The sequence below is a fragment of the Bacteroidia bacterium genome (assembly GCA_025056095.1).
Classification (GTDB): Bacteria; Bacteroidota; Bacteroidia; order JANWVE01; family JANWVE01; genus JANWVE01.
Genome location: JANWVW010000057.1, coordinates 1 through 13621 on the forward strand (window position 1 = coordinate 1; position 13621 = coordinate 13621).

16 protein-coding genes are annotated in these 13621 nt (G+C 36.1%); 8 read left to right on the forward strand and 8 right to left on the reverse strand.

All coding sequences use genetic code 11. From position 1 onward, the window contains the following. Nucleotides 1–166 precede the first annotated feature (166 nt). Nucleotides 167–1102, forward strand: coding sequence for a glycosyltransferase family 2 protein (locus NZ519_06180; protein ID MCS7028339.1), 936 nt, complete (start codon nt 167–169; stop codon nt 1100–1102). 65 nt (nt 1103–1167) lie between these two features. Here NZ519_06180 and NZ519_06185 read toward each other — a convergent pair whose 3' ends face one another. Together NZ519_06185 and NZ519_06190 are read right to left on the reverse strand one after the other, a co-directional pair. Further along, the gene (locus NZ519_06185) at nt 1168–2007 is read right to left on the reverse strand and encodes a hypothetical protein (protein MCS7028340.1); all 840 of its coding nucleotides are present in this window, start codon (nt 2005–2007) and stop codon (nt 1168–1170) included. A 77-nt stretch (nt 2008–2084) separates the two neighbouring features. Further along, nucleotides 2085–2525, reverse strand: a complete 441-nt coding sequence (locus NZ519_06190) for an SRPBCC family protein (GenBank protein MCS7028341.1) — start codon at nt 2523–2525, stop codon at nt 2085–2087. A 198-nt stretch (nt 2526–2723) separates the two neighbouring features. Here NZ519_06190 and NZ519_06195 point away from each other — a divergent pair, with 198 nt between their 5' ends. Beyond that, nucleotides 2724–2942, forward strand: a complete 219-nt coding sequence (locus tag NZ519_06195; protein MCS7028342.1) for a hypothetical protein — start codon at nt 2724–2726, stop codon at nt 2940–2942. Here NZ519_06195 and NZ519_06200 read toward each other — a convergent pair. Further along, nucleotides 2917–5178: a T9SS type A sorting domain-containing protein gene (locus tag NZ519_06200; GenBank protein MCS7028343.1), complete on the reverse strand. Its 2262-nt coding sequence runs from the start codon at nt 5176–5178 to the stop codon at nt 2917–2919. The two genes, NZ519_06195 and NZ519_06200, sit on opposite strands and share 26 nt — an antisense overlap. A 248-nt stretch (nt 5179–5426) precedes the next feature. On the opposite strand from NZ519_06200, the gene NZ519_06205 reads away from it, so the two are divergent. Continuing rightward, nucleotides 5427–6647: a CAP domain-containing protein gene (locus NZ519_06205; protein ID MCS7028344.1), complete on the forward strand. Its 1221-nt coding sequence runs from the start codon at nt 5427–5429 to the stop codon at nt 6645–6647. Nucleotides 6648–6713: 66 nt separating this feature from the next. Further along, nucleotides 6714–7889, forward strand: coding sequence for an MFS transporter (locus NZ519_06210; GenBank protein ID MCS7028345.1), 1176 nt, complete (start codon nt 6714–6716; stop codon nt 7887–7889). Here the strand turns inward: NZ519_06210 and NZ519_06215 are convergent. Genes NZ519_06215 through NZ519_06225 form a run of 3 tightly spaced genes read right to left on the reverse strand, consistent with a single transcriptional unit; the run spans nt 7860 to nt 10122 of the window. Then, nucleotides 7860–8045: a hypothetical protein gene (locus tag NZ519_06215; GenBank protein ID MCS7028346.1), complete on the reverse strand. Its 186-nt coding sequence runs from the start codon at nt 8043–8045 to the stop codon at nt 7860–7862. The genes NZ519_06210 and NZ519_06215 overlap by 30 nt on opposite strands. Nucleotides 8046–8069: 24 nt before the next feature. Beyond that, entirely contained in the window at nt 8070–9902 is a 1833-nt protein-coding gene (locus NZ519_06220; protein ID MCS7028347.1) for a T9SS type A sorting domain-containing protein, read from the reverse strand. Between the two features lie 49 nt (nt 9903–9951). Beyond that, nucleotides 9952–10122: a hypothetical protein gene (locus tag NZ519_06225; protein ID MCS7028348.1), complete on the reverse strand. Its 171-nt coding sequence runs from the start codon at nt 10120–10122 to the stop codon at nt 9952–9954. A 67-nt stretch (nt 10123–10189) separates the two neighbouring features. Between NZ519_06225 and NZ519_06230 the strand changes: the two genes are divergently transcribed. Continuing rightward, nucleotides 10190–10906, forward strand: coding sequence for a DUF2470 domain-containing protein (locus NZ519_06230; protein MCS7028349.1), 717 nt, complete (start codon nt 10190–10192; stop codon nt 10904–10906). On the opposite strand, the gene NZ519_06235 is transcribed toward NZ519_06230, so the two are convergent. After that, on the reverse strand, nt 10862–11065 hold the full coding sequence (locus tag NZ519_06235; GenBank protein MCS7028350.1) for a hypothetical protein: 204 nt from the start codon (nt 11063–11065) through the stop codon (nt 10862–10864). The genes NZ519_06230 and NZ519_06235 overlap by 45 nt on opposite strands. A gap of 143 nt (nt 11066–11208) precedes the next feature. Here NZ519_06235 and NZ519_06240 point away from each other — a divergent pair, with 143 nt between their 5' ends. Genes NZ519_06240 through NZ519_06250 form a run of 3 tightly spaced genes read left to right on the forward strand, consistent with a single transcriptional unit; the run spans nt 11209 to nt 13109 of the window. Further along, nucleotides 11209–11907 carry a hypothetical protein gene (locus NZ519_06240; GenBank protein ID MCS7028351.1) on the forward strand — a complete coding sequence of 233 codons (699 nt, stop codon included), beginning with the start codon at nt 11209–11211 and terminating at the stop codon, nt 11905–11907. Nucleotides 11908–11911: 4 nt separating this feature from the next. Beyond that, nucleotides 11912–12250, forward strand: coding sequence for a hypothetical protein (locus NZ519_06245; GenBank protein ID MCS7028352.1), 339 nt, complete (start codon nt 11912–11914; stop codon nt 12248–12250). A 4-nt stretch (nt 12251–12254) separates the two neighbouring features. Beyond that, entirely contained in the window at nt 12255–13109 is an 855-nt protein-coding gene (locus tag NZ519_06250; GenBank protein ID MCS7028353.1) for a DNA adenine methylase, read from the forward strand. On the opposite strand, the gene NZ519_06255 is transcribed toward NZ519_06250, so the two are convergent. Then, on the reverse strand, nt 13093–13242 hold the full coding sequence (locus NZ519_06255) for a hypothetical protein (protein MCS7028354.1): 150 nt from the start codon (nt 13240–13242) through the stop codon (nt 13093–13095). The genes NZ519_06250 and NZ519_06255 overlap by 17 nt on opposite strands. Between the last annotated feature and the right edge of the window lie 379 nt (nt 13243–13621).

Here is a 13621-nt window from a genome sequence, read left to right on the forward strand (position 1 = left end):
GTTAGCGGAGCACCGAAGCGAAAGCGTAGTGCGGAATGCCCCGACCCTTGCGTCAGCAAGGGGCACGCCCAAAAAAACAAAATTATTTTCAGAATAATAATTAAGTCTAACTTACTCTAATTGCTTATTTATGTCCAAAAATTGAATAACTTTGCTTATTCAAATTATGCCAAAAATTAGTATAATTATACCCTGTTACTTCAACGAAGAAAATATCCCTGTAACCACAGAAGTTTTAGTAGAAAATGAAGTACGGTTTCCCCAAGGTACGCAAATAGAGTACATTTTCGTAGATGATGGTTCAAAAGATGGTACTTGGCAGGCTTTACAAAATTTTAGACGAAAATATCCTGAAAAAGAAATTAAAATCATTAAATTGGCAGGAAATGTAGGTTCGCATAATGCTATTTTAGCAGGGATGCACTTTGCCACAGGGGATTGTAATGTATTTATTGCGGCAGATCTACAAGATCCACCTGAACTCATCCCACAAATGTTTGAATATTGGCAAAAGGGTATCCGTTTAGTAATTGCTAACCGCATAGATAGAGAAGAGGGATTTTTTCAAAAGCTATTTTCTAACACTTATCACTATCTTATTCGCAAGTTAGCGCTGAAAAACGTTCCATCAGGCGGTTTTGACCTTATTTTGTTTGATAAAGTAATTAAAGAGGAAGTTATTAAAATGAATGAAAAAAATACCAACATTTTATACTTAATGACATGGCTTAACTACGAATACGTAAATATTCCATACATACGCAGAAGGCGAGAAATAGGCAAATCTCGTTGGACTTTGAAGAAAAAAATAAAGCTTTTCATAGACTCTTTTGTATCTTTTTCTTTCTTTCCAATTCGGTTAATCTCTGCAACAGGGTTAATCCTTGGGGGTATAGCCTTTTTGTACGGTGTATTTTTGTTTATAGCTAAGCTAATGGGCAAAATTAGCCTTTCAGGTTGGACAAGTTTGATGTTAGTATTGCTGTTTGTATCCTCTTTTCAGATGATAGGGTTGGGAATTTTAGGCGAATATATTTGGCGTACTTTAGATGCGGCTCGCAACAGACCAAACTTTGTAATAGATAAGATAGAGCAGAACTAACAAAAATAAAGTGTTTTTTTCGTTCCGTGAAGTGGGGCGAAAAAAGCATAACTCCATCAAGGGTGCTATTTTACTATCGTTACTTCATTAAGAATAACCTTTGTAAAATAATTTTTGGTTGAAGGTAAAGCTAATTTACCCCTTACTGTAACTGTTTTACCTTCTTTATTATCAAAAGGTTTGGGATCGCTAATCATTAACTCAATCTTGTTTACTTGTGAAGCAACCAAGTCAAACTGTTTAGATGCGGAATCAGCTACTCTACCACTTGTTGTCATAGGTAGCACTTGTATAGGCTGCTCTAATTCAAGAATGTGTACTTCTATTTCAGACTGCTTGCCGCTTTTTGAATTATAAGTTTGGGTTTGTTTCTTGTAAATACCTGTGAGAGTAGAAACGGCAGGGTCCAAGTAGTACAAGGAAGCATTTTTGTGCTGTGCCAGCAATTCTTTGTCTTTAATAACATCACTTTCTACAACCACTTTCCAAGCGCCGTTGATCCGTTCAAAAAGCATGTACGTTCCATAGTTCTGTATGCTTTTATTAGCAGAACCAAAGCGCCTTACAAAATTAGCTAATATACAATCATCGTTAATTTTGGTATAAGTAACCTCTCCACTCAAACTATGTACTAATTCAGGTATTTGGGACATTTTAAGTTTGTCTGCTACACATTCCTCACGGGTTTTCTGCGACCCAAAATACAATACTTTATCAGCATACAAACTTTTAATTGCCATTTCATCTCCTTCATTTATTCCATTATCCCATTTAGATAGTGCTTCTTCAATCGCTAATTTATCTTGCCTTCTGATACCTTTTTCATCGGTTTCATATTTACTGCTTTGTGCAAGCGAACTAATAAAAACACTAGTTACAAGAAAGTTTAAGAATACGTTTCTCATAATGTACAAAAGTATAATTTTTTGTATCCTTTGTCAAGATTTTTAAGATGGCAATTATGGTTCCAAACTTTATCGGTTTAGAGATTTTTGTACTTTTTTAAGCCCTCAAATAAATTTCTTATGAACTTTTGTTGTACGCGGATGAGCTCTTCCACAGGGATAAAATTGGTAATCAACCCTTTGGCGATGATATCTACTTCATAGCAAATTGTGGTAGAAATGCTATCTACGGGTGTAAATGTCCATGTTCCTTTTCCTTCTTGGATGCCCTCAAAATATTGAAATACAATTTTTTGGTAGGGCACGGCTTCCACTATGCGCAGCGAAAAGTTTGTTCCAAAAGTAGGGGGCTTGACCTCTAATTCAGAGTTAATAAAGTCAGGAGTTAAGTTAAGGATATTGAGTTCTATATTGCTGGGCCACCATTCGTAGTAGCGGGCTATGTTGAGTATAGTATCGTACAAAATGTTTGCACTGGCGGGCAAGGTGATACATTCCTTAGTTTGAACTTTTTTCATACTTGGCAAATTTGCATAAATTTTACGTATGAAGCTTAGGTTATCTTCTAAATTGGCTACATTTTCTTAATTTTTTTGAGCATTTGTAGTTCAATTCATGAAATAAATTTTGATTTTCAGTAAGTTAAATATCAAAAAATAGCTATAAAAAAGCCTAAACTAAGGTTCAAAGCTGCACAAAAAGTTATTTTTTTGGATTTGAACGAAATACGTACTTTTCAAGAATTAAATGTATATTTGCTTGGATTTAAGAGGTATTTTTTATTGATTTTTGTTTTAGATGTTTCGTTTGCACTCATGCCCACAAGGTCGGCGTGCTGCGGGCTACGTACGGAATGCCCCGACCCTTGCGTTATAAAGGGGCACGCCCAAAAAAATAATCTATCAAATCTTAATCTCTTATGTAAGCAAATTTAGTAATTCCCCTAACTTTACCTGTTTTATCGGATACTAATATGACATATATGCCCGTGTTTACATAATTGCCTGTTTTGTCTTTTCCATCCCAAACTACTGTACCGCCATTAGCCACCGTAGCTTTGACGAGTTTGCCGTTAATGTCCATAATTTTAACATCAGCATCGCGAACCGTACCTTGCAGGCTTAGATATTCGTGTTCGCTTGGTTTGAAAGGGTTGGGGTAGACAAATAAGTCGCCCATTTCGTCAGGTTCGGCATGTGTAGAATCGCCCATAAAAGAAAGTAAACCTAAGTCGGTAGAAATATAAACTTCCCCTGTGTTGTTGTTAATTGCTATGTCTAATACGTTGTTAGAAAATAGAGGGCTATTGTCTTTGTTAAAGTAGTATATTTCTCTAGTTCCATCGCTGCTAAATAGCCAAAGTCCGTTGGTAGTGCCTATCCACTTGCGGTTAGAGCCATCTACCACAATACAATTTATGACCTCACTATTGAGCAAACAACGTTGATTATTCACGGGACATTGTGCTTTGGTACTGTTGCTGAATATGTTTGCAGGGTTGTAAAAGACACTGATTCCTTGTTCTGTACCTATCCAAATTTCACCATTGAGATCTTCTACAATGCATTTTACATTTTTGTTTGCTAATCCTGCATTTTCTACACTTAGGTATCTAAAACGGTCATCTGAAAGGTTGGCAGGGGTTCCTCTATCATCATAAACTAAAATACTATTGTTATTAGGGTCTGAACGTAAGATAAACCATTTATATCCATTTGCATCGGACATAATTCCGAATAAATTGTCATTATTTCCTGCTAGTCCTTTAAGTTTTATCCATTGATTATCTTTTGTTCTTACGCATACTTCGGCTGCTGCGGAACTATCTCCACTGGCTACTATGGCATACGATGCTGTCCAAAGATTTCCATAGATATCTATGGTTGCACCTACATTTTTTCTACCTAATCCTTGTACTATGTTATAGTGGTAAAAAGTATTGTTTTTGTACTCAATCAAGCCCCCTGCTTCTTTAATGAAAGGACCAAAAAAAGCCGAGAAAAATATGCCATCATAATTTTTAGGGGCATAGATACGGTAGGTATCATAGACATTAGCAAAGGGAAAAGGATTGTTGCCTTTGTCAAATTTATTCCATTGCTTTCCATTGTAATAAAACACGCCTTCGGATGAAAATAAAGGCATACCAGTAGCTGAATAACCTCCTGTACCTACCCATAACTTTCCATCTTTCCATGCCAGTAGTTTAGAGTCGCCAGCATCAATTGTGTTGGTAACTACTCTATAAATAGCACCATTTTCAGGAAACCTATACAACCCTGTGTAAATATCAGACAAGTAATAATCTCCACTTTGATAGGTAACGTCGCTAGCAAAAGGAATGGGATTATACACATTTTCAATAATACTCTTACTATTTTTATGTTTGTACCGCATTACTTGATGAACTGCAAAGAGTATAAGCATTTCGTTTGGCTGTACGTGTAGGCGAATAAGGTTAGGAATAGTATCTAATAAAAGCCACTCTTTTCTATAAGTAGGTTTATAGAATATGCTATCACCTTTGTATGTGTATAAAGTGTCATTATAGTTCACAATTTGTTTGATTCCCCCTGCGGGTAGTCCTAAGTGTACAGGTACATTTGACCAAGATGCAGGATTAAGTAAATTTGTGCCCTGTAAAGGTGCATAGGCTATACCTGAAGAAGTAGCAGCAAACAAAGTATCCTTCAAAACAGCAATGCTATTTACCTGCGTATTACTGTTGAAGCTACCTAACTTAGTATAAGTTTCTTTAACTTCGTAACGTTCAAAATTATAGACTACGATTCCAAACGCAGTACCTATAAGACATAGCTGGTTGTATTGTGCAAAACAAGTAATTTGTTTATTTGTGAAGTTACTTCTTTGAATGTCTAGTATGCGGTATTTTACCTCTTCTCCGTCAATAATATCTACGTACCCTTCTTTGCTACCTACTAAAACTCCGATATCTTCCTGAATGCCCATTGCTGAATATTCTACACTACTTAATCCTTCTACCCGAGTAAGCATTTTTCCTCTCTGTGTGCCAGGATGATAAACATAAATACCACGTGTAGTACGCATGTACACCCTATCTTTGTAAGACTCTATTTGATACGCAAAACGCGGTGTAGCATAATTATGCCATTTATATGGAGTTGTAGGCGCTTGGCTGAACACACACACAAGTGCAGATGAAAAAAACAATAAAATCCAAAATCGTATTCCCATTGCTTTACAAAAGTACTAATTTTTCAAAGAATGTCTAAAAAAGGATAAAAAGGAAATAGAACTACTACAGAATAGTAGTTTATTTTATGCAATGACAATTTGATTACATTAAATACAAAGTTGTAAAAAACTAACTTTAAGTTTAAGTAAAAATTTGCAATTTTGTAAAACGTTTGTAATTTTGTACATCATATTTTCCCACTATGAAAAGAATATTTTCTTTTGTTGCTATTGCGAGCATAAGTGGAATTTGGGTAGCGGCACAAACTCCTACCCCCAAACAAGCTATGGCTGCCTATGAGCAGGCAGATTATGAGGATTGTGTTCAAATGGTGAGTAAAGTTTTAAAAAAAGCAGGTGGAAGCGAAAGAGTAAAGCTTTTGCTATATCGTGCTGATTCTTACTACCAGCTTTCGAAAGATCCAAAAATGGCTGAAAAATATCCTAATGCTATTGAATTAGCTACAAAAGATGCTATGACCGCTGTACGGTCTGCTTCACCCAAAGATAAAAACATCAAAAAGTTTCATCCTTTTTTAGATACTATCAGTCGTATTACCATTCGTAAGGGTATGGAATTTTATGAGCAGAAAAAATATGCAGAAGCTAAGCCTATTTTTTTACAAGCAGGCAAAATTGACCCAAATGGAATGGGATACTACTATGCAGGAAAATGTGCGCTTTATAACAACGAAAAAGATTATGTTAATAGCTTCATACCTATTGCAGAGGCACATTATGCTGACTTCAAGAGTAAAAAACCCAAACTCAAAGATAAGTATAACTCCGAAGTTTTTGTAGAGCTTATTCGGTACTATGCACAAGTAAATAACTACTTAAAAGCCCAAGAATTACTTACACAAGCTATCGAAATGTTTCCTAATGATAGTAAAGTCCGAGAACTTAAAATGACCCCAATTATGCAGATTACTAGAAAAAAAGACCCTAAAACTAAAAAACTCAAATTTTTCTACGAACCCTACACCCCAGAACAAATTACTTTTGCCGATTCGCTACTTAACGCACATAAGTCTGTTATTGATATTTTAGCAACAGAAATAAATAAAAAAAGACCTGCACCTGCTACTATAAGTCCAGAACTTTCCCGCAGTGCTGTTTTACATGCATGGGACATGCGTACTATCAACTACTTTTCTGATGCAGGAGTGAACAAATCTGATCCAACTAAACGAGCTAAACAAGCAGGTTATGAAGGTAAGTGTGTAGGGTGCATTTATATTGGTACAAAAGACCCTAATGAAGTCCTTAAAGCATGGATGGCACAAGAAGTTACACAAATGAATCTTACTAAACCTGATGCTAAGCAAATGGGCATAGGAGTTGTTCCCGTAGCAGAACATAACCGAATCCCTGAACAAAAAAATGAAGGGTTTTTCTGGGTAGTTATACTAGGCAATAAATAAACCTATTTAGGCACCCAAAAACCGTAATAAAATTTTTTTCGTAATTGATTTCAAACGGTTTTATCTATGAGTACTACAACGGCTTCTGCTTCCTTGAAAACTGAAAAATCCATTCTTTGGAAGCAAGTATGGGCTTTGGCTGCTTTACAAGCAGTAAATAATTTTGGTTTTGCAGCCTATTATCATTACCAGCCGAAATTGCTAGAGCGTTTCAATTATGTAGATTTTGCCATGATGCTCATTATTTTGCAAGGGATTATTGGGATTGTTCTTAATCCCATTATGGGTGTCTTAGGGGATAGAATTCGTCAAACTACTAATAAAAGTTTTGTTTTAGTCAGTATTGGTACAAATGCCGCAGGAATGGTATTCATGGCAGTGGCTGCGGTAATGACACAAAAAACAAAAGAAGGATTCTTTCATGAAATATTCCCAATTGCAGTTACTCTGTGGCTAATTACTATGGCTATTTTTAACAGCCCTGCTGTATCTTTACTCAAATCCTTTGCGCCAAATAATGAAGACTTACCTAAAGCAACCGCAGTGATGACTTTAGTTGGAGGTATTTTTGCGGCTTTGCATCCTTTTCTGTTCATGATTACTGATATACTTGGCTTACCTATTACTTTCGCTTTGGGTGGGTTGCTACTAATGACTGCATCCAATGTACTTCGCAAACTTAATCGCCAAGTGCCGCTTTTGACAGAAGAAGACAAAATTCAAACCCCTAAGCTGACCTTAAAGCTTGTAATCATATTTAGCATTGGAGTAGTCAATGGGTTTGTATTCAACTTTTTGCTTGATATTGTACCTGCTATCTCTGTCAAAACATTAAATTTAGCCATGTATCAAGATGAATATGTAAAATCAGCTATTGTATTTGTATCTGCGATTGTAGCGTGGTTTGCGGGTGATTGGATTAAAAAAATGGGAGCTATAAGGATGACAATAGCTGGTATTATTACTCTGTTCGTTACGTTAGGTTTGGGTATTAGTATACCTGTGGCTATAATTACCATTTTAGTTATTATCATGGCAGGAGTTATACGTAGTATTTTGTCTATAAGTATGTTATCGTATTCCATGAGTATCATTCATAAAGTCAATGCTGGCAAGGCTACGGGAGCGTTTTTCTGTGGAGTATCTGCTGCGCTAGCCATTTCACAAGCAGTGCTCTTAAAATTCAAAGCACAAGGAGCAAATGAAGTACTTTTATGGCTTCAAAGTATAGGACTTATGTAATACATTCAGCAGCTCCATTTTATTTCCCAAGCCTAAGTGCTTGGGATTATTTATTTTATTTTTGGGCGTGCCCCTTGCTGACGCAAGGGTCAGGGCATTCCGCACGTAGCCCGTAGCACGCCGACCTTGTGGGCTTTGCCCACAAGGGCACGCCAAAAAAATTAAAATTCATCCTTAAAACTACGGATTAGCAATAACAAGACAATGCTGCGTGTACTCTTGATGAGCATGTAAAACTCGTAATACGTATAGCCCATTAGATAAATTCGGTAAGTGTATAGGCTGGTTATTTATACACGTTCCTGAATAGACTATCTTTCCTGATAAGTCAGATATAACAAAAGCAAAAGGTGATGTGCTGTTTTCAACCTCAATGTACAAAATTTGTTGTGCTGGATTAGGATATAGTTTAACTTTTTTACCATTATATGGAGACTTTGGTTTGACAGACAGTAAAGCAGACCCACTAGACATAACAGGTCTAAATAAAATTGCTCCTTTCCAAGTGCTATGTTCCCACGTTCCCATGAGATTGACCCAAAAGCGATAATCTGCGGGATTTTTATTCACATCTGTGTTCATATCTGATGCTACCCCTAAGGGCGTTCCGTTAGTTTGCTTTATACCTACATAAACAATTCCATTACTGGGAATAGCAATTGTTGTGTCTTGGTTAGAAGCAGATTTAAGAGGATACTCTACCCAAGTAGAATTATAGTTCGGAAACAAACTGAACGGACTTTCATACAACAAAACTTCGGGAACTAAGCTAGCCCAAATGCGTATTTTGAAAGCTAACGTAGAATTATCTATACCCCAATGTCGGCTAAAAGCTATCCGCACTGCTTTTATGCTATCAGGGGCATTGAGTACATATTTGTATGCAAAGGCATAATTACCTTGATTAGGTCCAGAGATACCGTAACCACTTTCAGGACTTCCATCATCATAGCTGATATAATCAGCTACTTCACGAATAATTTGCAAAGAGTCATTTGCAGGGATAAAATCTGTCGTAATTTGGTTTAAGAAAAAGGTTTCTTTGAAATTAGTTGGCTTACTTAGGCTGTCTAAACTATAGTTCAAAAATGGACTTACCGATTGCTTGTCAGTAGATAATGGCAATAGACCCGCAGGAAGACAAGGAGGTACTTCGGTGTAGATAGGAAGGTTGTAGCGGCTTATTCTTCGCCCTGGACACAAAGGCAGAATAGTATTATTGCTCAAATTACGAATATAAAAAGTTGTACTATCGATTTTTTGGCGTGAGTTATACTCTTTCAAAGTGAGGTTAGTATAAGGATAGAAACTAGGCTGCGTAATAGGATATTGCACGCTTACATCGTTTATCAAGCTGTCTTTGGAATGTCTGTTTTTGTTCAGGTAAATGTAATCTACGTGCCAGTGGTCAAAGTCGCCGTGTAGGCTAGCAAAATTTCTAAATCTGAATTGAAAAGCACTGTGCAAAAATGAGGGATCTGTAATCGGTAAAGCAACAAAACGAAACCCTTGACCTGAAACTAAACTACTTCCCTTTTTAACCCATTGCTGCTTCCATTGGTTAGCACTGTTTTTGAATTCTACAATTAAAGAATCTCTCAATTCAGGTGCATCGCCTAAGCCTTGCGGTTGATAAAAGAAACTTAAAAATAAACTGTCAGATGCGTTGAATCCACTCAAATTGATAGGTTTAGAAAGCAATGTGTCTGCACTACCGTATGCAGTGGTATTGCTGTAAGGCTTTCCGTTTCTATCGCAACCATTAAAAGTAACCACCCCAAAGCTTGGCGGATTTATTCCATAACCTAAATTTACATGAGCGGAGCTTGCCTTCCATAGATGAGAATTAGGTTTATGCGTATAGTACGAAAAGTCATCAATAAAAGGGATAGTCAGTGTTTCCGCAGTACTTTTGCGAATAAAGTTTATGTCTTCAAGGTCAGTAGGTAGGGGAAAATAAGCCCCTGTTACTCTAACTTCTTGTTGCGCCAAAACCCAACCGATGAAATACAAATTAAAAACCAATAGACAGAATCTCATTTTTTTCAAGGATACACTTTTATTACTGCTGCTGTGTTTTTACGGGATGTTTACGAAATGCCTTTTGCATTTTTTTAGATTGTTTAGGTGCTGGTCCTCCTACCCCTGGACAAGGCTTTTGATTACAGCTGCATGCTAAAATACCTATTACTGAAATTCCTACAATGAGCCATTTACGCATGTTAGCTATCATGCTAACAAAAATACTACTCTGTCAGGACTTTTCAAAGTTGTACAAAAAAGATGCTTATATTTGCAATATGGCAATATATTTCAAAGAACATTGTATTCCGCATGAAGATGCTTTCAAATTGTACAAGAGCAAAAACTATGGAGTATTAGCTACAAATTCTCAAAAATATCCAGGCTTTCCGCATGGTTCGTTAGTATCTTATTCTATAGACGTAGATTTATGCCCTATCTTATACATTACAGACGTAGCCCAGCACAGCCGTAATTTCATGGCAGACAACAGGATGAGTCTCACGATTATAGACCCTAAATCCGTAGATGTTCAAGCGGATGAGAGAGTTACCTTGTATGCGGAAGGTTACAAAGTAGAAGGTCAAGAATTAGAGCGAGTTCGGGACAGGCATTTTACCTATCATCCCCAAGCTCGGGCGTATAAGGATTTTCACAATTTTATGTTTGTAAAAATGAAAATAGTAGCTGTTCGCTATATTGGGGGATTTGCACACATTCATTGGGTAGACTGTAAAGAATTTTTAGAAGACAAAACCTTTGAATCGCAAGAAGAAAAATACATGGTTGAACATGTCAATCAGGACCATAAAGATATTTTAGGGCATTATTTAGAGAAGTATCATCAAGTCAAGGCTCAAGAAGTTTATTTAGCGGGGATAGACAAGTACGGGTTTGATATCGTTGGGGATATGCGTTTTTATCGTATTCCGTTTGAGCAAAAAGCAAATTCAGTTCAAGAGGTAAGGAAGTTTATGGTAGCTATGGCGGAGTAAGGTTTTTAGGAAATAAGAAATAATGATTTTATTTTTTTGGGCGTGCCCTTGCCCACACTTCGCTTGCGCTTGTGTGGGCAAGGTCGGCGTGCTACGGGCTACGCTCACGCTTCGGTGCTTCGCTGCGCTACGCACCGTGCTGACGCACGCCCTCCGCATGCCTCACGCAAATTTTATTACTTAAATCTGTCAAAACAAATTTTATTTTGCAACAAAAGAACCATAAGATATTTCAGAATTATATTATGCAAATTGAAGCCCTAATAACTGGAATATGCTACAAACCTTTACTTAGCGACCAATTGGAGGTTATTCAAAGTACAGCCTTCAATATCAATACATGTCCAAGTTCTTGCATATATTCTGATAAAAACATAAATATAGCTATTTCAAAATGGGTATCGCCTAAACGAACTAGATCTTATCCCTATGAAAGAGTATACAACACATTAAAAAGTACCAAGAAAGTAACTGTTATCCCAGTCATTAAAGATGAGGGTTTTGATGGAGATAGAGATTTCATTCAATGGGACACAGTTTCTATGATGTCATTACTTGATGTGTATATCATACTAGCATATTACTGTGATGCAGAGAAAAATGCACGATATACAAATAAAATAACCAATCAAATCTTTGATAACCAATATGTTTTATCTAAAATACAAGAAATTAGTACATATCATAGTTCTGCACTGCACTGGAATCTACGGGAATTAAACGAGAGTCTGCCTATTTTAATCCAAAAAGTAAAACACAGTTACGCTCAAATAAGTAAAAAGACAAACGTTAAAATGCACAATGAGAAAGGAATTGATGATTTTGCAAAAGTACTTGCAGATAATATCAAAGAGTTTATGGATTTTTCACGTGCAAAAGCACAAAAAGCTCAAAGTAGAGAATTTTCCACAATTCAGCCTAAAGAGAAATTAGAAAATTTAGCAAAGGCTAAAATAGTGATTAAAAATTATTTGGGAGGTCAGTATTTTCTTAACGGTTGACGAAGTGAAAATAGAGCAAGAAAAACTTTATTTAATAGAAAGAAAACATTCAAAAACTTCCTTATTGCCCAGCCAGAGTGATATAAAAGATGGACTGTTGAAAATGATTTTATACACTAATTTGAAATATGCAAAACTGCATGGTAGTATTAAAATACCAGCATCTATTTTACTTTTAACTTCACCAAAAATTAAATATGAAATCAACTCTAATGATAATTTAGAAACATTTGAATTCTTTTGTAGTGCACACCAACTCAACACTTGGCAAAAAAATTTCTTAAAAACACTATTTAATGAAGCACAAGTTAATAAATTTATCGTAACTTTAAGGCAGGGTTAAAAATATGATAAAAAGTCCATTGAGGTATCCAGGTGGAAAAAGTAGAGCATTAAAACGGATTTTGCCTTTAGTTCCGTATTTTGAGGAGTATAGAGAACCTTTTGTAGGTGGTGGTTCAGTGTTTTTAGCCTTAAAGGAGTGCTATCCAAACAAAAAGTATTGGATTAACGACTTGTATTTTGAGTTATACAAATTTTGGGAGTATGCACAAAAAGATGTAGATGGTCTAATTCACCAAATAAAATTATGGAGAGAGGAGTTTGGGAAAGAAGGTAAAGCCTTACACAGTTTTTTAACTCAAAACATAGCCCATTTTGATGACTGCAAGCGAGCAAGTGCTTTTTTTGTATTCAACCGGATAAGCTTTTCAGGAACAACAGAAGCAGGGGGATTTTCTATGCAAGCATTTGAAAAACGTTTTACAGACAGTAGCATAAACCGTTTGATACCCCTAAAAAAACTGCTTAAAAATGTAACCATAACTAACTTGGACTACGAGGAAGTTGTAAAAGCACAGGGAAATGAAGTATTTATTTTTTTAGACCCACCTTATTTTTCTGCTACGCAATCTGCTTTGTATGGCAAAAATGGAAAACTACACAAAACATTTGACCATGAACGATTTGCAAATATCATGAAGACTTGTTCCCATAAGTGGCTCATTACCTATGATAATTCAGAGTACATAAAAAAGTTATTTTCTTTTGCACACATTGTAGAATGGGATTTAATCTACGGTATGCGTAACCAAACGCAGCAGTCTAGTCAATTGGGAAAGGAGCTCTTTATAGCTAATTTTGAAATTATTCCTCAAAGTAGTCCAGTAAAAATACTTTCTTACTCTAATTTTTTATTTTAAGAATTATTTTTTTGGGCGTGCCCTTGCCCACACTTCGCTGCACTTGTGTGGGCAAGGTCGGCGTGCTACGGGCTACGCTAACGCTTCGGTGCTTCGCTGCGCTACGCACCGTGCTGACGCACGCCCTTCGCATGCCTCACGCAGCAGATATTAAACTAAGCCCACCTACTTAAATCTTGACCTTGTAAGTATCTCAAAATCAAACCTAAACAAAGTAAAACTCAATTTTAACCTTGTACATACTTGAAAATCAATGTAAAACAAGGTAAAAAATATAATTATATTGAGTCTATTTTATTTTTTTCAAGAAAATTCTCAAAACTAAAAAATTGATTTTGACTATTTCATGTTATTTAGCTCGCATGATTATTTACTTAATATAAAAGATTGTCCTTTTGTGTAAAGCAAAAATCAACTTAATCTAGAAAAGAAAAACAAATACTCAACAAAGGTATACGAATACTCAAAAACAAGAAGTTTTCAAAGACTTGCTCTCAACGGCAGCGTATAAA